The organism is Pantoea phosphatilytica, from assembly GCF_051025615.1.
In the GTDB taxonomy this organism is placed as follows: domain Bacteria; phylum Pseudomonadota; class Gammaproteobacteria; order Enterobacterales; family Enterobacteriaceae; genus Pantoea.
The window spans coordinates 968663-989030 of record NZ_JBPFDF010000001.1 but is presented as its reverse complement, the minus strand read 5'-3'; the positions used below and the strand labels follow the sequence as shown (position 1 = coordinate 989030).

General features: G+C 53.1%; 19 protein-coding genes. 7 read left to right on the top strand and 12 right to left on the bottom strand.

Features of this window, described 5'->3' with window-relative positions; translation table 11 throughout:
* Positions 1-262: 262 nt before the first annotated feature.
* From ACR6AS_RS04975 to ACR6AS_RS04955, 5 genes are all read right to left on the bottom strand, one after another.
* Positions 263-1513: an MFS transporter gene (locus tag ACR6AS_RS04975; RefSeq protein ID WP_111141153.1), complete on the bottom strand. Its 1251-nt coding sequence runs from the start codon at positions 1511-1513 to the stop codon at positions 263-265.
* A 153-nt stretch (positions 1514-1666) separates the two neighbouring features.
* Entirely contained in the window at positions 1667-2188 is a 522-nt protein-coding gene (locus tag ACR6AS_RS04970) for a DUF2938 family protein (RefSeq protein ID WP_434161977.1), read from the bottom strand.
* Positions 2166-3050, bottom strand: coding sequence for a DMT family transporter (locus tag ACR6AS_RS04965; protein ID WP_111141155.1), 885 nt, complete (start codon positions 3048-3050; stop codon positions 2166-2168). Before ACR6AS_RS04965 ends, ACR6AS_RS04970 begins: the two co-directional genes overlap by 23 nt.
* A gap of 19 nt (positions 3051-3069) precedes the next feature.
* Entirely contained in the window at positions 3070-3507 is a 438-nt protein-coding gene (locus ACR6AS_RS04960) for a cupin domain-containing protein (protein WP_111141156.1), read from the bottom strand.
* A gap of 18 nt (positions 3508-3525) precedes the next feature.
* Positions 3526-5370 (bottom strand): thiamine pyrophosphate-binding protein, encoded by a 1845-nt coding sequence (locus tag ACR6AS_RS04955; RefSeq protein ID WP_111141157.1) that lies wholly within the window; start codon positions 5368-5370, stop codon positions 3526-3528.
* A 281-nt stretch (positions 5371-5651) separates the two neighbouring features.
* Between ACR6AS_RS04955 and ACR6AS_RS04950 the strand changes: the two genes are divergently transcribed.
* Positions 5652-6536: a LysR family transcriptional regulator gene (locus tag ACR6AS_RS04950; RefSeq protein WP_111141158.1), complete on the top strand. Its 885-nt coding sequence runs from the start codon at positions 5652-5654 to the stop codon at positions 6534-6536.
* Between the two features lie 39 nt (positions 6537-6575).
* On the opposite strand, the gene umuC is transcribed toward ACR6AS_RS04950, so the two are convergent.
* Both umuC and umuD read right to left on the bottom strand, forming a co-directional pair.
* On the bottom strand, positions 6576-7844 hold the full coding sequence (gene umuC, locus ACR6AS_RS04945) for a translesion error-prone DNA polymerase V subunit UmuC (RefSeq protein WP_111141159.1): 1269 nt from the start codon (positions 7842-7844) through the stop codon (positions 6576-6578).
* A gap of 2 nt (positions 7845-7846) precedes the next feature.
* Positions 7847-8266: a translesion error-prone DNA polymerase V autoproteolytic subunit gene (gene umuD, locus ACR6AS_RS04940; protein ID WP_293769898.1), complete on the bottom strand. Its 420-nt coding sequence runs from the start codon at positions 8264-8266 to the stop codon at positions 7847-7849.
* A 339-nt stretch (positions 8267-8605) separates the two neighbouring features.
* On the opposite strand from umuD, the gene ACR6AS_RS04935 reads away from it, so the two are divergent.
* A complete protein-coding gene (locus ACR6AS_RS04935) occupies positions 8606-8857 on the top strand; it encodes a hypothetical protein (RefSeq protein ID WP_293769896.1) in 252 nt (83 codons plus the stop codon).
* A 94-nt stretch (positions 8858-8951) separates the two neighbouring features.
* On the opposite strand, the gene ACR6AS_RS04930 is transcribed toward ACR6AS_RS04935, so the two are convergent.
* Entirely contained in the window at positions 8952-9176 is a 225-nt protein-coding gene (locus ACR6AS_RS04930) for a hypothetical protein (protein ID WP_293769894.1), read from the bottom strand.
* 540 nt (positions 9177-9716) lie between these two features.
* Between ACR6AS_RS04930 and ACR6AS_RS04925 the strand changes: the two genes are divergently transcribed.
* The 3 genes from ACR6AS_RS04925 to ACR6AS_RS04915 all read left to right on the top strand — a co-directional run bounded on the left by ACR6AS_RS04925 (position 9717) and on the right by ACR6AS_RS04915 (position 12038).
* Positions 9717-9974, top strand: a complete 258-nt coding sequence (locus tag ACR6AS_RS04925) for a biofilm development regulator YmgB/AriR family protein (protein WP_111142009.1) — start codon at positions 9717-9719, stop codon at positions 9972-9974.
* A gap of 288 nt (positions 9975-10262) precedes the next feature.
* On the top strand, positions 10263-11111 hold the full coding sequence (locus ACR6AS_RS04920) for a manganese catalase family protein (RefSeq protein ID WP_111142010.1): 849 nt from the start codon (positions 10263-10265) through the stop codon (positions 11109-11111).
* Between the two features lie 63 nt (positions 11112-11174).
* The gene (locus tag ACR6AS_RS04915) at positions 11175-12038 is read left to right on the top strand and encodes a glucose 1-dehydrogenase (RefSeq protein ID WP_111142011.1); all 864 of its coding nucleotides are present in this window, start codon (positions 11175-11177) and stop codon (positions 12036-12038) included.
* On the opposite strand, the gene ACR6AS_RS04910 is transcribed toward ACR6AS_RS04915, so the two are convergent.
* Both ACR6AS_RS04910 and zinT read right to left on the bottom strand, forming a co-directional pair.
* The gene (locus tag ACR6AS_RS04910; protein WP_293769888.1) at positions 12031-13038 is read right to left on the bottom strand and encodes an apurinic/apyrimidinic endonuclease family protein; all 1008 of its coding nucleotides are present in this window, start codon (positions 13036-13038) and stop codon (positions 12031-12033) included. The genes ACR6AS_RS04915 and ACR6AS_RS04910 overlap by 8 nt on opposite strands.
* A 320-nt stretch (positions 13039-13358) precedes the next feature.
* Positions 13359-14009 (bottom strand): metal-binding protein ZinT, encoded by a 651-nt coding sequence (gene zinT / locus ACR6AS_RS04905; RefSeq protein WP_418798185.1) that lies wholly within the window; start codon positions 14007-14009, stop codon positions 13359-13361.
* Between the two features lie 389 nt (positions 14010-14398).
* Here zinT and katE point away from each other — a divergent pair, with 389 nt between their 5' ends.
* Complete coding sequence (gene katE / locus ACR6AS_RS04900; protein WP_293769885.1) at positions 14399-16663, top strand: catalase HPII; 2265 nt, start codon at positions 14399-14401, stop codon at positions 16661-16663.
* A 69-nt stretch (positions 16664-16732) separates the two neighbouring features.
* Here the strand turns inward: katE and ACR6AS_RS04895 are convergent, their stop codons facing one another.
* The gene (locus tag ACR6AS_RS04895) at positions 16733-18391 is read right to left on the bottom strand and encodes a methyl-accepting chemotaxis protein (protein ID WP_434161314.1); all 1659 of its coding nucleotides are present in this window, start codon (positions 18389-18391) and stop codon (positions 16733-16735) included.
* 201 nt (positions 18392-18592) lie between these two features.
* Between ACR6AS_RS04895 and ACR6AS_RS04890 the strand changes: the two genes are divergently transcribed.
* Entirely contained in the window at positions 18593-19849 is a 1257-nt protein-coding gene (locus ACR6AS_RS04890) for a mechanosensitive ion channel family protein (protein ID WP_434161313.1), read from the top strand.
* A gap of 53 nt (positions 19850-19902) precedes the next feature.
* On the opposite strand, the gene ACR6AS_RS04885 is transcribed toward ACR6AS_RS04890, so the two are convergent.
* Positions 19903-20196 (bottom strand): hypothetical protein, encoded by a 294-nt coding sequence (locus tag ACR6AS_RS04885; RefSeq protein ID WP_111139043.1) that lies wholly within the window; start codon positions 20194-20196, stop codon positions 19903-19905.
* Between the last annotated feature and the right edge of the window lie 172 nt (positions 20197-20368).

Sequence of the window (20368 nt, the reverse complement as noted above, 5' to 3'; positions counted from 1 at the left end):
GGCACAAGGTGACAGCATCTCGTGCTTCCTCGCCAGGCCTTATTGATCCCCCTGCCCGGCAAACCAGCGTTTTCCGCTGCCGGTTTCGTTAATTTTATCCATCAGCTGCATCAGACGATGAGCGATGCATTCCTCAATATCAAAACGCTGCCAGCATGGCTTTGCTGATCGAAACAGGCAGTCAGGTGGCGTGGTTTTAAGCGCGCATTGGCCGGTCCTCAGATCGGCCTGGCAAAAATCAGGCACGATCTGATTCTGAAAATCAGGCGCGTTTTTCCATCTTTGTCCAAAACACCGCGATGCTCAGCAGCAGACAGATAATCCCACCGACGCTGAACAGCAAATCAATAGCCAGATTCAGGCTGGCATGATCCACCACCGCACCTAACAGCACGGGCACCCAGTTAGCGATATAGGCAATGACATAGAACAATGAAATCAGTTTTGCGTGACTGGCTGCAGGAGAGATCATATTTAGCAGGGTCGCACTTCCCACAAAGATGGCGCCATAGGAATATCCAGCCACAAGCAGTCCTGTGCATGCCCATACTAAAGAGTGGGTGCTGATAGCCCAGGTAAAAAACACAATCGAAATGGCCTGAGTAAAACAGCCGGCAGCGAGAGACGTGCGAGCGCTAATCCGGCGGCTCAAAATCTGACTGATACCGGCCACCATTAAGTACACCGCAATCACGTAGCCATAAACGCCCTGACTATGAATGCCGAGCAGATGCTCCGATACCGACGGTCCAATGGACAAAATACTGGCGGCAAACGCCCAACTCATAAACAGAGCGCCCGCACACAGGAAAAAACGTATGCCAGTCGCTTTCAGTCCGGCTTTAAGTGTCGTATCCGCTGAAAGAACAGATGAGGATGGCGCAACCCTGGCTTGATCATGATGATGCGCTGGCCAGCTAAAACGTAATCCGATAAGGGCAATTGCAGCCGTGCTCATAATCAGCAGAAACGGCAACGTCTGGCTGTGGAAATTGGTCTGAATCGCCACGCCGCTAAAAACGGGCCCCAGAGCCAGACCGGTGGTGAAAGAAAGCGTGGCGAGCAGAGCCGCAGCTTTACCGCCATCTTTAGGGCCAAAACGCAAAAGGGCAATATTCGCTGCACCGGTTAATGCCCCGGTTCCTACGCCCGCCAGCAGGCGTGCCATAAACAGACAGGCAAATGAATCGGCGAGTGAAAACAGCAAGGCTCCCGCGAAGACGGCCAGTAGCGCAGGCATCATCAGGCTGCGCAGGTCGGCAACTTTCCCTGCAAGATTTCCTACGCTGAATAACGCAATCAAGACACCGGCCGCATACGCGCCATAAATCATTGTCAGGCTGACGGCGGTTAAACCTAGCTGCTGTTGATAGAGGGGATAAAGCGGCGTTGGTGCACTGCTATTCAATAAAGCAGCAACCAGCGCCAGTGCAAGAAAGAATAAAACGCTCTTTTTGGAAGCAGAATTATTTTTGTCTGTCGGACGACTATCGATAGTTAACACTTCTGACATTTTTATTTCCCGAACTGTAGATAAATCAACTCTGTGCAGCTAATGCTGATTTCACAGAGCAGCAAACACATTCATGATAAAGCCTGCTTGCTCCCCATAGCAGAGGCAAGATTGCATCACAGGCATTCATTTATGCAGCTTGATAATCCGTACTCAATGTGTCGTGTTACCCTGGATACGGTTTATAACGTTACAACTCGCCAATAAGGCCAGGCCATAAACAAAATGATTAATCAGAGCTGCTGTTAATAATTCATAACTCCCGTTTTTCAACCCGCATAACCCCAACCCGACCGAAGGATAGATAACCAGTAGTGTAATCGATGAACATATCAGCCCATAAAGAGCACTTTTCAGGATCGATAGGTGAGTAAAAAACCTCACCTTCAGGAATAGCCAGCAATAAGGAAAAGCCAATGCAACGCCTGCAAAATAATGAAATAAATAGCCTGCCAGCAATCCATATTTGCTGACTGTAACTTCACCAGGATGAGAAAAAACAAAATCCCCTTGCAACCATTGCGATAACAAATTACCAATAAAATTAATATTTAATGGGGGAGTGACATTGATGATGGAGGTAAGCCTGTTTACGACATCCATACTTAGCGTAGACGTTACTCCACTCAAAAGAGTGAAAAAAATAATGGCTTTAAGATTGTTGCATATTTGCATCTTCAATTGGAATTTTACCCCCTGGCGATGGATGTTTCTTTATTGATACAAGGATACCGGACAGTGCTATACATAGCATGCCTCCTGCAGCGATTATTGATATTTTTTCGCCAAAAAAATAATAACCAATAAATGCCGTGAAAATAATTGTACTATAGGAAATAACACTCACCGTGGTTGTTTCTCCAATACTATATGCTCGCGTCATGGCTAATTGCCCAATAGTACCAAATCCACCAACTGCGATGAGAGCAATAAGTTGATTTGCCGTCGGAAAAGTGATACCAGAAACCAGACATACACCGAACCCTATAACCGCACCTGGCAATGAAAACCAGAATACAACTCTCAGGATTGGTTCCCCACATCGGGTCAATTTACTGACATTATAATAGGCAAGAGCAGTAAGCAGTCCCGAAAAAAGCCCAGCCATGATAAAAATATGGCTACTGACAGGAATGTCAGGGTGCAATAAAATCACTACCCCTAAAAAACCAAGTAAAATTGACATCAATATGCGGCGGGATGCATTTCCTTTTTGGATTAATATCATAATTAACCCTTGAAACATGGGGTTGGTATAACTTAATGTCGTGGCCATTGCCACAGGCAGGTGCATAAGAGAATAGAAACCACAATACATTGCTCCATTACCCAATGATGCACGTTTAAAATGCAATAGTGGCTCACCAGGCTTAAAAGAGATGCCTTTAAAAGACATTATTGCAGCCATGATAAGCACACTAATAAAACAGCGAAAGAAAATTATCTCAAAAAAACTCACTTCTGTTGACAGCACCTTGATTTCTGCGTTCATTAATGAAAAGAAAACACAGGCTAGCAGCATCCATAAAATAGCCATAAGCGTACTGCATCTCCAGTTAATCAGGATTTTTATCGTTTGCAATTTGAGTTGTAAGCAGTGTATTTTTTGAACATGCAAAAAAGACCAACATGCCTGCTCCCTCACGGCCAGAAACCCCCTCATGAACTGAGTTCACCGTGTCACTAAAAGTCTCGCCTTCAGAGAAGGTCATTTTTTTTCCTGAGTTCTTCATAGTGAGTGTTACATTCCCATGCGTCATATAGACTGTACTTATACACGCATGGTAGTGCCATGGAAGAACATGTTCAGGAGCAACTTCCACTTTCAAAACGGTGATTTCAGGCGTACCGCCAGGGTAAGCATGATAGACATCACCATTCCATGATCGCTCGGTTTTCAATAGTATGTTTTTTTCAACGCCCTCTTTCGCTATTGCTATATTGATACTGAGTATGGCGGCAAGTGTAATTATTGAACTTCGGAAATTAAACATAATGATTCCCCAACTATTTTATTCCTGCGGTAACGCAGAAACCGCCTGCGCCGCGATTCGTGCTTCATAAGCCGTTACGCTTTGTGAGTAGTAACGATTCGGCGTGCTATGATTACCGACAACAATTTCGATCAGGAAAGGTCCGGGATGTTCCTTCGCTGCGTTTACGGCTGTGCTTAATTCTGCCAGGTGTTTAACGCAAGTGGCTGTAACACCCAGGCTTGTCGCAAAGCCGACCCAGTCATGAGTGGGAAGCCGGGTAAAGTCCGCAGAAATACCGCGTTGATGCAATGTATCAATGTGCATAGCGCCGTGGGCCTGGTTGTTTATCACCACAAACAGCGTTTTAATACCGTAACGTGCAGCCGTCTGAATTTCTATACCGTGCATCAGCATGCAGCCATCACCAGTCACCACCATACAAGGCCGCTCTGGCTGGGCAAGTTTAATACCGATACCCGCGCAGATAGCCCAACCCATGGGGGCAAGCTCGCTGGAAGTATGATAGTCACCAATGCCGGTAGCGGACCAGTAGTGGGCCATAAAGATTCTATGTGCACCTGAATCAACAACAACATTAGTATCTTCAGGCATAAGATTGCGTAAATAGTGGACGACATCACCAGCAAATAAGTGTTTATCCTCTTCGTCCTGTTTGGTAAACAGCGAGGTTTTAGAAACCGTTAATGATAATTTACGAACATCAGATATCCAGCGCGAACGCTTCTGTTTAGCCGCTAACAAAAGCGTGTTTCTCCCTATCCTGCTACTGACAAGGTAATCCAGGGTTTTGCTAAGATTAGAGAATATATGAATATCAGGTTGATAATGTGAGCAGTTTTTTTGGAAATCATCATCAATAAATATTAACGTTTTATTACCGTGCAGTTCAGGGCACCAGTTAAGGCTATCTCGCTGTGTTAAATCACTGCCTAAAACAATTAAAACATCTACAGCAGGATCGTTGATAGTTTTTATCGCGCGTGTATGTCCAGCGAAACCATACAGACCAAGGGCTAAAGGATGTTTTTCAGGAAAAGCCCCTTTACCTGAAAGTGTAGTCGCTACCGGAATGGAAAATTTTTCGGCTACGTTTTTTAGTAAGGTCGCATCATGGCAATTGTTAACACCACTACCTGCCAGTATGGCGACATTAAAGTCGCGGCAAAGATAATCGTGAATAAGCACATCCAACGCGCAAGTATCAATAGCAAATCCATGCCGAATACTTTTTATCTTTACTGAATGATCTTGTTGAGGTTCTTTTTGAATGTTTACGGGTATATTTAAATAGGCGCAACCTTTCCTCTGAACATTAAGCTGGTCGAAGGTTCGTCGCATTTCATGATTAAAAACACAAGGCGTCTTTATTTCAATAGCACTGTTAACTAAAGGTTTCACAACAGATAACTCATCAAGTCCGCCATTACTACCATCCTGAAAGGCGCCCTGTGCTTCGTGATAAGTCGCTACGCCGCCAGTAATATAGAGCACAGGTATTCTGTCAGCCCGAGCCGCTGCCATCGCCGGTAAGAAATTCATTGTACCAGGCCCTGAGATACCTAAACAAACACCAAATCTTCGGCTACCTCGGGCATAACCGTCAGCCATAAACCCGCAGGCAGTTTCATGTGCCCCCATAATCCCGACAATCGATGTTTTTTCCAGCGCCTTAACAATTGGATAAATCAACTTACCAGGCACTAAAAAAATGTGACTAATTTGCTTATTCTGTATTTCAGCAATAAGGACCTCAGCACAATTCAAAGCAACATCTGTTCGGCTATTTTTTCTTTCAACAACTTTATCTGAATTAAACGTCGGGCAGGTAGTGTTAAAAAAATCATCTTCAAATAATTTCATTTTCTAAATCCATTAGAATAAAAATAAAGACAATCAGCATTAATGAGGAAAAAATGTGCGTTATATGGGAGGCTTCACATAACAAAACGCATCGCACCTATATCCAAAAAACGGCCCATCATAGTCACAATTTGAAATTTTTAAAGTTGCATTAATGCTTCACAATAATGCAAAAATACTTATAATTTCATAGTGCTTTTTATGATATGACTTATGATTTCTGATGCTTTTTTGATCAATCTGAAGATGTGCGTTTAGTTATAAATAACATGGAGCAGTAGATGAACTGGGATGATGTTCGTTTTTTCCTCGCATTAGCGAGACAAAAAACGTTGCGGGGTGCCTCAAAATCGTTAAACGTCGATCAGGCAACAGTCGGACGCCGTATCGCAGCGTTCGAAAGCGCGCTCAGTTCCCGGTTATTTATACGTACGCCTCGCGCTTTCACGCTGAGCGAGTTTGGCGAGCAGGTGATGGCAGAAGCCAGTGCGATGGAAAGTGCCATGCAGGCGATGAGCCGCAAAGCCGCCTGCAGCGATAGCATCCCTGCAGGTAACGTGCGCATCGCCAGCACAGACACACTCGCCACCATGTTTGTCATACCTGCCATTCAGCGCCTGCGTGAACAATACCCGGACATCACCGTAACCTTACTGACCGGAATAGGTTTCTCCGATATCTCGTACCGCAGTGCGGATATCGCTATTCGTGGTGCCCGACCTGATTCTGAAGAGTTAATCGTTAAACGACTAGCGACCATTGCTATGGGGCTTTATGCCAGCCAGCGCTATTTTGAGCGGCTCGGAGAACCGCAGCAAGAAAGCGGATTAACGGGTCATCAACTGGTTATGTTTCCGGCTGACATGGTGCCACGTCATCGACAAAACCTGTGTGGCTTTGCAGTAAACAGCCAGCAAGTCGTGCTGGAATGTAATACACAACTGCTGATGCAGTCCGCAATTAAACGCGGGATTGGCATCGGCCTGCTCTCGACATTTTTAGCTGACTGCGATCCGCAATTAATCCCGGTATTTCCCGAAAAACGTGACCCGGTGGATATCTGGCTGGTGCTCCATCCGGATCTACAAAAAGTTGCACGCATCAGGGCCGTGATTACGGCGCTGGAGCAGTGCTTTGCGGAAGAAACCCGGGCAAGAGACATTTAGCAGACCTCGCGGTTTCAGTAGCCGGGAAAATGATCCGGCCTACTTAACCGCAACTACCGGCAAATCCGCTATCCGTGTAGTGTAAGCAGGTGACAGCATCTCACGCTTCATTGCCCAGGCCTTATTGATCCCCTGCCCGGCAAACCAGAGTTTTCCGCTGCCAGTTTTGTTAATTTTATCCATCAGCTGCATCAGCTCCTGGCTGTTGCGGCGTGGCTGATGCTCATCAAACAGATCAAGCTGGGCCACGCCCTGACTGAAAAAATCCCCCAGCACAATGCCCGCCTTGATATAGCGATATCCCTTAATCCAGATGTTATCCAGACACGCTAGTGCAACGTTGATGATGTCGCGGGTGTCCTGCGTCGGGATCAGTAGCTTCTCTATAGACTGATTGCCATAAAAGGGTTCGTCAGTCGCGTGCGGGCTGGTGCGCAGAAATACCCCTATCTGACGACAATACTGGTTCTCGCGACGCAGTTTCTCTGCCGCGCGCTCCGCATAGGCACAGACGGCTTCGCGCATCTGGTCATAATCGGAGATGCGGCTGCCAAACGAACGTGAACACATGATTTGCTGCTTATCCGGTGTCACTGATTCCAGTTCCAGGCAGGATTCGCCACGCAGTTCTCTGACGGTGCGCTCCATCACCACGCTGAACTGTTTGCGAATGGATTCGGTGCTTTGATCGGCCAGATCTTTCGCCGTCATGACGCCCATGGCGTTGAGTCGTTTGCCGATTCGGTGCCCCACGCCCCAGACGTCAGCCACATCGACCAGTGCCAGCAGCTTTTTCTGTCGTTCGGGGTCCGATAAATCGACAATGCCGCCGGTTTTACTCCACTTTTTGGCCGCAAAATTCGCCAGTTTTGCCAGCGTTTTGGTCTGTGCAATGCCGACGCCGACGGTCAGATGGGTCTCTTTGCGGATCCGTTCTTTGACCTGTCGGCCAAAGGTCTCCAGCGCTATGCAGTTCTGCACGCCGGTGAGATCCATAAACGCCTCGTCGATCGAGTAGATTTCTACCGAGGGGGCCATCTCTTCGAGGATGGTCATCACCCGATGGCTCATGTCGGCATAGAGCGCGTAATTTGAGCTGAAGACCTGTACCGCGTGACGCGTCAGCTCTTCGCGCATTTTAAAATAGGGTGCACCCATTTTAATGCCAGCTTTCTTTGCCTCGGCGCTGCGCGCAATCACACAGCCGTCATTGTTCGACAGCACCACCACCGGTTTGCCTTTCAGATCGGGCCGGAAAACGGTTTCGCATGATGCATAGAAGCAGTTCACATCGACCAGCGCGAACATGGTCAGTGCGTCGCTTTAATCACAAAGGTAACAACACCAAACACTTCCAGCACATCTTCGGTCTGAATAGCGATCGGTTTGAATTTAGTATTCATCGGCATCAGTTGCAGGCAGGGATGAAGCTGAAGACGCTTAACGGTAAATTCGCCGTCGACGGCGGCGACCACGATATCGCCATGGGCGGCGGTAAGGGAACTGTCGACCACCAGCATATCGCCATCGTTGATGCCCGCCTCAATCATCGACTCGCCGCTGACGCGGACAAAATAGGTGGCGCTGGGATGCTGGACCATCAGCGCATTCAGGTCGATGCGCTGTTCAACATAATCCTGCGCCGGTGAGGGAAAGCCGCACGGGACACGTTCGATATAGAGCGGCAGCGGCAGGATAGCGAGCATGTCCGCAGGTTTAATGAATTCCACAATGTTACTCCTTTTTCCATGTTACTGTATATAAATACAGTAATAGCTATTTCCCCCTTTAATCAAGTGCTCTGGCCCTTTTTTAAGTAAAACACCTGATGACCCGACACTTTTTTTTAATCGCTGTTTTTTCAGTGCCGGGATAGTAAACAAAATCGGGTTACTTTCAGCGCAGCGGCAACATATTGCTCTGCCTTGCTCACAGTAACGCCTCTTATAAATTACGCCGTGAATTATTCTGACTTAAGGAAAATCTGACATCTGCTTTCCGGTTCAGACAGACGTTTGAATATAGAGGGTGAGAGGGTTATTCTGCCTTTTTTCAGGCATGGAGGAGTTATGGCAGACGACGATCGCATCAGAAAGCTGGAAGAGACCGTTGCACAGCTAACAGTTGAGACCACAGTATTAAAAGCGATACTGGGCCAGCAAATAGCGCTGAATAATCTCAATTACAAAGGGAAATTTGACGATGTGCTGGCGGCGCTGGCGAAGGAATATGCCGAACGCGGACTGGAGGACGGTAATAATCGGGCCATCCATGATGCCCTGAGACAATATATTAAGTATGAGCCGCCAGGCATGGAATAGACGCCCCTCCGGCAGCGTCTGCCTGCCGGATGTTACCGGCGCGGCTGAACGCTGCTCCGGCCCAGCGTAAATACGTCAGGCGCACCTCCCGGATTTACACTCCGCTGTCACTCTCCAGCGCATCCTGAATCGCATCAGCCAGATTCGCTATTTCATTCGCCACAGCCTGCAGATCCCAGGAGGTCTTCGAGCCGGTTGCAGACGTTGAGGCGCTGACGGACTCTTTTGCTACAGAGAGCGCAGCCGCAACAGCGATCGCGCGTTTATGTTGTTCCTGGGTGATACCTGCCGGAGGGAGTGCAAAATAGTCGTGGACCATGATCGTTTCCTTGCAATGGATAAGGGGGTCAACCTTAGCGGTCTGAACCGGAGGTGTGAAGCGAATTATGCTGCGCCGCGTACCGGATGGACAGGAATGCGACAGCCGGACGCGATCCTGCACATTTTCCGCCCTGAAACCTGTACAGGTTTTGCTGCAATCCGCCGTCAGCAAGAGTGTTCAGCATCCCGTTATAACGATTAAAAAACTTCACTATCGTTAACGCAACATTGTCACTCTGACGAAAATTAATTTTAAGTAATTGTATTTTAATAACTAAACCAGGGTTTCTCACGTACGCTTTTAAAGTTGCATTCTGAATACACCACCGACCAGAAAAAATTTTTTCAAATTTTATTGTACAACTTTGCCTTTCTTGTATAACTTTACGTCGTGATGTTAAATCACTTGTAACGAAAGGTGCATTGCACCGCATCTGAAGGTGTTGTGGATTTCCACCTTCAGATGCAATTTTTTTTGCAACGCCGTTTAGCGGATCGCAATCAACCTGTCTCCCCCAATTTTTTATGAGGCCTGACCATGCAAACAACGATGAATACAGAGTCTCAGATTTCAGATTACTTCATGAACTCTGGTACCGCGCTGAGCACCGAACAGCAGGTGATTACTGCCGTCCATGCCGAACTCGCTCGCGCAAAAGCCCACGTCTCCGATAAAGATATCGTGCTGGGCCTGATTCACCACCTGGAGAGCGAACGTGATGTGATGAAGCAGGATATTTACCGTCAGGCGCTTGAACACGTTCTTCAGCGCGCGTCGGTGACCAGCAACAGCTGATAACCTGTGTCTGTTATGAGGGAACGCGAATTAGCATGGATGCATTTCCCGACCGGAATCGGCCCCATTTTTTGGGGCTTTTTTATTTCCGCCCTTTGCAGCGCCTGCCCCCTTCCCGGCACCAATCTGACACCGCACGTATAACCTTATATCGCTCCGCTTAAAGGCTATTTTGCCGATTATTTCACCATTAATCCCGGTTAATTGCTCTCGTTCCGCTTTATTTATCCGTTATCTGTGTCCAGGCTTTTTCTGCATTCACTGCAAACACAGACGAGGAAAATAATCATGTTTCATCATTCATCAAAACTTCAATTTCCGGTTCGTGTGGAAAAGCCCGACCCTGAGTTTGCCATGCTGCTCCAGCAGGCCATCGGTGGCGTCGAGGGTGAGATTCGTGTAGCGATGCAATATTTTTTCCAGGCAATGGGCGCACGGGGTGATGTCCGGATCCGCGATCTGCTGATCTCGACCGCGACGGAAGAGCTGAGCCATATCGAAATGCTGGGCTACGCCGTGGCACTCAACCTTGAAGGCGCCCCGCTCTCTTATCAGGAAGCGTCGGCGAAAGATCCGGTGGTCAACGCCATTCTGGGCGGCATGAATCCGCGCCATATCCTCTCCTCGGGACTGGCGGCGATGCCGGTGAACGCCAACGGCATGCCGTTTGATATGAGCCATATCTACGCCTCCGGCAACGTGGCCGCCGACATGCTGGCGAACGTTACCGCAGAAGCGACGGGCCGCGTGCTGGCGACCCGGCTCTACAATATGACCGAAGATAAGGGCATGAAGGATTTCCTCTCCTTCCTGATCGCCCGTGACACCCTGCACCAGCAGCAGTGGCTGGCCGTCATCGAAGAGATGGGTGGCCTGAACGCCTCGCTGCCGATCCCGAACAGCTTCCCGCAGGAGCATGAGGCGCAGGAGCACGCCTATTATTGCCTGAACACCTCGCTGGATAAGCCGCTGCCGGAAGGCCGCTGGAGCAGCGGCCCGGCTTACGATGGCCGGGGTCACTTCAGCGCGAAACAGCAGCCCGATATTCTGGGCGACGAGCCGCTGCTGGGTAATGCCCGTCCCGGCTCCGGCGCTCAGTCCGAGCAGATTGACGGCATCACCCCGCCGAAACCCTGATCGCTCTCCGGTCCGGGCCTGATGCCCGGACCGGATTACCCTGTCTTTTATGGAGGAAACGTCATGTCATCTACTCAGCGTCCACAGCCCCCTTTCGCAGAGCAGCAGCAGAGCTGGCCTGGCAGCACGGCCGCGATGCAGCCTCAGCCCGACCACGGTGAAGAGAGCTATCAGGGTTCAGGCCGGCTGGCGGGTAAAAAAGCGATTATTACCGGCGGCGACTCCGGCATCGGCCGGGCGGTCGCCATTGCGTTTGCCCGCGAGGGTGCCGATGTGCTGATCTCTTATCTTGATGAGCATGAGGATGCGCAGGATACTGCCCGGCTGGTGGAGGCGGCGGGCCGGAAGGCGCTGCTGGTGCCTGGCGACATTACCGAGGCGTCACACTGCAACGCGCTGGTTGACCAGGCCGTCGAGGCGTTTGGCGAAATCCATATTCTGGTGAACAACGCGGCCTATCAGATGACGCGCGAATCGCTGGATGCAATCAGCGATGATGAGTTCGATCGGACGATGAAGACCAACCTCTATGCGATGTTCTACCTCAGTAAAGCGGCCACGCGGCATATGCCAGCAGGCGGCTCGATCATTAATACCGCCTCAATCAATGCCGACCAGCCGAAACCAAAGCTGCTCGCCTACTCCGCCACCAAAGCCGCGATTGTAAACTTCTCCGGCGGCCTGGCGGCCCTGCTGGCTGAAAAAGGTATCCGGGCCAATGCGGTCGCGCCTGGCCCGATCTGGACGCCGCTGATCCCGTCAACCATGCCGGTTGAACAGGTGAAAAATTTCGGCAGCGAAGTGCCGCTGCAGCGTGCCGGTCAGCCTGCGGAACTGGCACCCACCTATGTGATGCTGGCCAGCGATGAGGCCAGCTACATTTCAGGGGCCACCATCGCCGTGACGGGCGGCGTTGCCATTATTTAACCGGCTGTTCCCCGGCCGATTCCGCCTGCGGATCGGCCACCAGCTGCTGCGCTATTCCCCACTGGTAGAGCGGCTCCCGCGCCAGATTCTTCATTTTCACTTCACACATGATGTCGAAATCCCGGAACGACAGCGCCCACGCATTCAGCGTCGGATTAAAGAAATAGTCGGAGTGCGCCCGCAGTTTGCTTTTGCTCACCCCCAGCTGCTGCTGATCGGGCCAGCCCTGCGCCGGAATAATCCCCTCCTGCGAAATCGAATAGTGCAGCACCGGCCGGACGCCGCGCCAGGAGTCGATGACGCTCGCCACACGCGCATCATCGGGCTGGATAAATTCGCTCTCTTTTACCCAGTGGTGATGGATATCCAGCACTACCGGACAGAGCGGGGCCGCCTGCAGCACATCATCCAGCGAGCAGGAGATTTCATCGTTTTCCACCGTCAGCATCAGCCGCGCTTCCGGGCTGAGCCGGTTAAACGACTGCTTAAAGCCGTCGAAGCCCGCCTTGCCATTCATATGGATGTTAATTTTAAAATCCTGGAAGGTTTTACCGTAGCCCATCAGGCAGGCGCAGAGAGTGTGATACTCCACATCCTCCAGCGCCCGCGTCACCACATCAGGGTTGTCGGAGGCCAGCACGGTATACTGCCCCGGATGGAATGAGAGCCGGATCTGGTGCGCCCGCGCCAGCTCGCCACAGCGGGCAAACTGCGAATAGAGCGCCGGCAGAAATTCAGCAAACAGCGGTGCGGCTTCGGGCACCGTGTAGAGGGGCAGCAGGTCGCTGCCGATACGCATCATCCTGAGTGACGGCGGCAACGTCGCCAGCTGCTCCAGCGTCAGGAAGAGATGATTGAGATTGGTTACGGCGATCTCATACAGCAGCTGGTAGCGTTCGTCGTGCGATAAACTCAGAAAGCGTTTACGGGTGGTCGCGCGAAACGGAAAAAACTGTTTCCCCTCGGGGTTAAGATACTTACATGCAAAGCCTAATTTCATGTCTGCTCCTGATTTATGCTTATCAGAAGTGTAACAGGCCGCTGGCGACCAGCCAGTCGTGAGCCACGGCGTTGAGCGGAATAGCCGCAGGAGGCGTACTTATACAGGGTGAGACGTGCCGGCGCGGCGCGGGCGAAGCGGCTGCCCGCCCCAGTGTGCGGCAATCGCGTCGGGCCGGACCCTCCGGTCTGGAAAGTGTGTGGAAACCTTTCTGACGGCTGACCGGGCCGCAAAGCGTACCCGATCAGGATCGTGAGAAAGCCGCGCCCGGCCACGCTTAACCCGCCGTGTTGCACGGATTGGTCGGGCCGCTGCCCTGCTCAGTGATGCAGCATCTCCTCCACGACCTGCGCATTGGTCATCTGATAAGGGTACCAGGTCGGCCAGTTCTCCATCTCCGTCAGCAGAGCCTGCTGCGACACGTTGCCCATAAAGATATGGAAATGCGCAGACTTGCGCGGGCCGATGGTGTGGTCGCTGAACTGCACATATCTGGGCGCTTTGCTGTCCGCATCCTGGCACTCAAACAGGTAACGCACCCCTTTTTTGCCTGACGTATAGGTCAGAATTTTATGGCCCGCGTAGCGGTAGTGACAGGCGCTGACCTGCTCCCCGACGTGAAACTCCATGACACCGTTTTCGATGCCGATCGTCGTAACGTTAGTGGCGTAGCCTTTGCGGTAATAGGCTTTAATCTCCTCTGCCGTTTTACCGAGCGTCTGCTGCGCTTTCTTCTGCCAGACCGGGTCCAGCTCTCCGCTCTGCAGCAGCGGATAGACCGACTGCCACAGTCCGTCCCAGTCAGAGAGCGGACGATCTTTCACATCGCTGTCAGCAAAAACGCCTTCTGCCGCCTTCTGCTCCATCGCAGAGAGCGGTTTTCCATGCGTATGCGTGCCGTGCGCCAGCGCCTGCTGGCTGATTAACAGCGCCCCGATGACCCCAATCCACTGACCTGTCAGATTTGCCACAACCCCATCCTCACTCATCGTTACAATTGCGCAAAATGTTATGATATAACATTTCCAAACTCAACGAAAAGTTTCCGGCTGTGACGTTAATTTTGTTTAACCATTTCCAGCCCTTTCCGGCCTCTGCGCTGACCTGCTGGCGGACAACGCCGGAACGTCAGCAGACCGGATTATTCGTATGGCGGGCGCGGCCTGACCCGCCGCTAAGCCAGACGGTTCGGGCATCGATAAGCGTAGCGACAGGAGAGGTGCAGAGATAAGCGGCGGTTTCTGTCCGGATAAAAAAGGAACGTGTGCGGCGGTTAAATGGCCGGTTAACCCTCACGATTGTTCAGGTTGTTCTATATTTAGTGTCGTTGAAAGTTAAATAACCGCTGGAGCATGGATTAATGTCGAAAGATACAGAGAAGAAACCCCTGAGCGAACGTGCGCCCACCACCGGTCCCGAATCCTCAGAGCCGGGTCTGGGATCGCTGGCACCCAAAGATGGTTCACATCAGCCACCCGCTGAACCGACACCGCCCGGCAAACAGCCTACCGCACCAGGCAGCCTGAAAGCTCCGCAGACACACAACGCCAAACTCGACCAGCTTGAAGCCAGCCGTAAAAACGGCACCCATCAGGCCCTGACCACCAATCAGGGTACGCGCATCGCCAACGATCAGAACTCCCTGACCGCCGGGTCGCGCGGTCCGACGCTGCTGGAAGACTTTATTCTGCGCGAGAAAATCACGCACTTTGACCACGAGCGTATCCCCGAGCGTATCGTCCACGCCCGCGGATCGGCCGCCCATGGCTATTTCCAGCCTTACCGCTCACTGAAAGATCTGACCAAAGCGCAGTTCCTCAGCGACCCGGAGCAGATTACCCCCGTGTTTGTCCGTTTCTCCACGGTTCAGGGCGGTGCCGGTTCCGCGGATACCGTGCGTGATATTCGCGGTTTTGCCGCCAAGTTCTACACCGAAGAGGGCGTTTTCGATCTGGTCGGCAACAACACGCCGGTCTTCTTTATTCAGGATGCGCATAAATTCCCTGACTTCGTGCATGCCGTTAAGCCGGAACCGCACAACGAGATCCCACAGGGCCAGAGCGCCCATGACACCTTCTGGGACTACGTCTCTCTGCAGCCGGAAACCATGCACAACGTGATCTGGGCGATGTCTGACCGTGGCATCCCGCGCAGCTACCGCACCATGGAAGGCTTTGGTATTCACACCTTCCGTCTGATCAACGCCGAAGGCAAAGCTACCTTTGTCCGCTTCCACTGGAAGCCGGTGGCCGGTAAAGCCTCGCTGCTGTGGGATGAGTCGCAGAAACTCACCGGTCGCGATCCCGATTTCCACCGTCGCGACCTCTGGGAAGCGATCGAAGCCGGTGATTTCCCGGAATATGAGCTGGGCCTGCAGCTGATCCCGGAAGAGGATGAGTTCAAATATGACTTCGATATTCTCGATGCTACCAAGCTGATCCCGGAAGCGCTGGTGCCGGTAGAGATCGTTGGCAGGATGGTGCTTAACCGCAACCCGGACAACTTCTTTGCGGAAACCGAGCAGGTGGCGTTCCATCCGGGCCATATCGTGCCCGGTCTGGACTTCTCCAACGATCCGCTGCTGCAGGGTCGTCTCTTCTCTTACACCGACACGCAGATCAGCCGCCTGGGCGGGCCGAACTTCCATGAGATCCCGATCAACCGTCCAACCTGCCCTTACCACAACTTCCAGCGTCAGGGGATGCATCGTCAGGATATCGATACCAATCCGGCGAACTACGAGCCGAACTCCATCAACGATAACTGGCCGCGTGAAACCCCACCGGCGGCGAAAGGCGGCGGCTTCGAGAGCTATCAGGAGCGTGTGGAAGGCCATAAGGTGCGTGAGCGCAGCCCGTCGTTCGGTGAATACTACGCCCAGCCGCGCCTGTTCTGGAACAGCCAGACGGCGTTCGAGCAGCAGCACATCATCGGGGCCTACTCGTTTGAGTTAAGTAAAGTGGGCCGAGCCTATATTCGCGAGCGTGTCGTGGACCATCTGGCGCGCATCGACCTGAAACTGGCGCAGGGCGTGGCGGATAACCTGGGTATCGCGCTGACCGACGAGCAGCGCAACATTCAGCCGCCTGCGGCGGTGAACGGCCTGACTCAGGATGAGAGCCTGAGTCTCTACGCCGTGCCGGGCGGAGAGATCAAAGGCCGCCAGGTGGCGCTGCTGCTCAGCGACGGCGTGAAAGCCGCAGATGTGCTGGCCATCCTGCAGGCGCTGAAGGCGGAAGGCGTCCACGCTAAGCTGCTGGCGCCGCACATGGGTCAGGTGCGGGCCGATGATGGGTCAGTGCTGCCGGTGGATGCAACCTTCGCCGGTCTGCCGTCACTGACCTTTGATGCCGCGATCGTGCCGGATGGCAATATCGACGCCCTGCTGTTAAGCGGCGATGCCCGTTACTTCCTGCTGGAAGCCTACAAGCATCTCAAGGTGATCGGCCTGGTGGGCGACGCACGCCGCTTTAAAGCGCAGTTCGGCCTCAACGATGGCGATCAGGAAGAGGGGATCGTGGAAGGTGATTCGGCAGAGCGCGCGCTGATGTCTGCGTTTACGCAGGCGATGAAGGCGCACCGCGTCTGGTCACGCAGCCAGAAGGCGCAGTCGGTTCCGGCCTGACAGATTGCGTTAAAGAAAAACCGCCCTCCGGGGCGGTTTTTTTATGCCATCGCGGGATCTCCGCCGTTGTCAGAAGCTCTGCCAGTTATCATTGTCCGTCACGGCGACAGGCTGACGGGCTGGCACGACCAGCGCCTTCGCCACCGGCGCGGCGGAGAACGCTGCCCGCAGGCTGCTGGTTTTAAAGACTGAGACCGTTTTGCGCAGCGTGCTGGCCTGATCCTCCAGCGAGGCGGCGGCCGTGGCGGACTCTTCCACCAGCGCGGCATTCTGCTGCGTTACCCCATCCATTTCCGAGACCGCAATGCAGACCTGCTCAATGCCGCGGGTCTGCTCTGTGGAGGACGCCGCGATCTCTTCGATCAGCTGCGTTACCCGGCTGACCGACTTCACGATGCTCTCCATCGCCACGCCCGCCTGAGAAGCATGACCGGCGCCGGTTTTGATGCGCTCGGCGGAGCGCTCGATCAGCCCACGGATCTCCTGCGCCGCACTGGCGCTGCGTCCGGCCAGCGAGCGGACTTCCCCCGCCACTACCGCAAATCCCCGGCCCTGCTCACCGGCGCGCGCGGCTTCCACGGCGGCGTTCAGCGCCAGAATATTGGTCTGGAAGGCAATGCTGTCGATAATGGCGGTAATCCCGGCGATCTGGCTGGAACTTTCGCTAATCTGATCCATGTTTGCGATAACCCGGGCAACGGTTTCGCCCCCCTTCTGCGCCGTGGCTGACGCCTCTTTGGATACCGTGGTGGCCTGCTGCGCATTGTCCGCGTTGAGTTTCACCGTAGACGTGAGCTGCTCCATGCTTGCGGCGGTCTGTTCCAGCGCGGCCGCCTGCTGCTCGGTACGGGAGGAGAGATCGGTGCTGCCGGCTGAAATTTCCGCCGCGCCGGTAAAGATAGAGCGGGTCGCCTCATCGACTGAAGTGATGGTCACCACCAGTGCGTCACGCATCTGCTGCAGCTCCTGCGTCAGCAGCCCCATTTCGTTACGGCCTTCCGGCTGGATCGTCGCAGTGAGATCGCCCGCAGAGATGGCGCGCATATGGCCGGTCAGCCTGGCCAGCGGGCCAATCAGCAGTTTCTGCAGTCCGATCCAGACCGCCACGCCGATCACCGCGGTGATGAGGCCGATAGTCAGCAGCGCCCAGAGCGCATCCGTCAGGCTGCGCTGGTTATGCAGAGAGGTATCTTTCATCAGCTGGATGTTCACCGCCCGCCAGGCTTCATAGGCGCTGTCGAGCTGATCCTGCGCCGCCTGCGCCTCGAGGTTACCGTAGGCCGGATAGTTGCCCTGCTTCAGGAAGGTAACAGAGGCCAGCATGGTGTCACGCATCTGCCTATAGGCGGTTTCAACCTGCGCCGACTGCGCCTCACCCTGCCCGGCTCTGCGCGGCATCGCCTGCCACGCGCTGAAATCCGCATTGGCCCTTTCCGCTGACTGTTGTGCCTGCTCCAGCAGCGCCGCCATCGCCGCCAGCGATTTAGGGTCCTGCTGATTTTTCAGGAAACGGATCGCCACGCGGTTGATGGTGACGCGGGTTTTGATCAGGGTTTTAACCGCATCGCTCAGATGCTGCTGCTGCAGCGTCAGCTGTTCGGCCGCCACAAAGTTTTTATCGGCCTTCGCGACGCCGTTATAAAACAGAAAACCGGTCAGGGTGAGTAACGTAATAAAAATGGCCAGTACGGCCAGAATGCCGTGTGTAATTTTAAGATTTTTTAGCATGTCGGGAGGCTCATGTCAGAGGAGATAAGATCGTTATCGGCCAGTGCGCCATTTATCTGAGCATCGGCGTGCAGACGATGCCGCACGCATCGCCAGCGACAGAAAAAAGCGCGGCGGCAGAACCTGAGCGCATTCGGCGCTTAACAACCGCCCCCCCGCTGTGGTTGAATTCGCCCCTCCTCTTTTTCGTACGTGGTTATCATGCATTACATTCAGAGTCTGACGAATTTTATCGAGGGAAACCGGGTGCTGTCGATCAGCTTCAGCCTGCTGCTGCTGGTGATGGCGGGCATGATCACGCACCTGATCTGCAAATTCTTCATCGTCAAAGTGATCAGGAAGGTCTTTTTCAGCAGTCATAAAAAGGGCGTGCCGCTGGATAAAGACATCCGCCTCTCTCAGAAACTGTCAAACTTTGTGCCGGTGATTGTGGTCTACAATTTTCTGCAGTTTATGCCGGGCCTGCCTGAAAATCTGAAAGTGGCCATTCAGACCATCTGCGGCATCCTGTTCTTTATCTATCTCTCGATCTTCTTTAATGAAGTGCTGGAGATCGTTAACAACTCCTATTCGCGCAAGTCCAAACGCAAAAATCACTCGATCAAAGGCTATATCCAGATTGGTAAAATCCTGGTGCACATCATTGCCGCGATCATGATTCTGGCGATCATGTCCAACAAGTCACCGGCGATTATTATCTCCTCGCTGGGTGCGGTGGCCGCCGTGCTGATGCTGATCTTTCAGCATACGCTGCTGTCGCTGGTGGCCAATATTCAGCTCTCCTCCAACGACGTGCTGCAGCTGGGCGACTGGATCGAGATGCCGGACAGAAACATCAGCGGCGAGGTGATCGATATTGCGTTGCACACCATCACTATCCGCAACTGGGACAACACCCTGTCGCGCATTCCGACCAAAAATTTCCTGACCGAGACCTACACCAACTGGCAGGCGATGTTCTCTTCAGGCGCACGCCGCATCATGCGCAGCTTCTGGCTCGATCAGAAGTCGATTACCTTTGTGAATCAGGAGATGCTGCAGGCGATGAGTCAGATCCGTCTGGCCGGTGAAGCGATAACGGAGCTGCTGGATGGACGCGATATCAGCGCCGTCGGCGACCGCTGGTTTATCGAAAACAACATCACTAACCTGATGGTGTTCCGTAAATTCCTGACCGCCTGGCTGGCGCAGCGTGATGATATTCAGAAAGAGATGTATATCGTGGTACGGCCGCTGAAGCCGTCGCCGGAGGGGTTGCCGGTGGAGGTCTACTGCTTTACCTCGTCAATTTACTGGGCTGACTATGAGAATACCCAGGCTGCGATTTTTGAGTACATCACGGCGATGACCCGTTTCTTTTCGCTGCAGATCTATCAGCATCCGGCAGGCTCCGATTTTGCCCGACTGGCGCAGCCGCGCGCCGACAGCCGGGAGACGCAGCAAAACGGCGGATGCTAGCCGGTGATGCCGGTGGCATAAGACGCCACCGGGCAGCGCCACAGCCGGGCCGGTTAACTTTTGCTCAGCGCATAATTCAGTACCCTGTCATTTTTCATCTGGACGGTCAGCGTCTGCCCCTCGGTGGTATTCAGGGTGCGCGCCTCGCTGTAGGTCCACTTCAGCAGCCGCTGCCCGTCGGTGTAAGGCGTTTCACTGTCTGGCTGACCAAACAGCGCGATCAGCTGCGCCCGGCTGGTCTGACCGGCATGAATATGCTGCAGATTACCGCTGTCCAGCCGGTGTCCGACCCGGTTAGAACAGGCGGAGAGCAGCAGCAGCGCAGCGAACAGAACGCATTTCCTCACGTCATTTCCTTTTCAATGTTCAGCGGCGCCGATCCTGCGATGTGACTGGCGCCATCAGGTTTAAGCGTAGAGCGAATCCGCCCCATCCGGCAGGATTTTCTGCGCCTGCCGATGCGCCTCTGCGGCCGGTGGCGGTTATTTCACTGCAATTAACACAAATTCATGCCGCGCC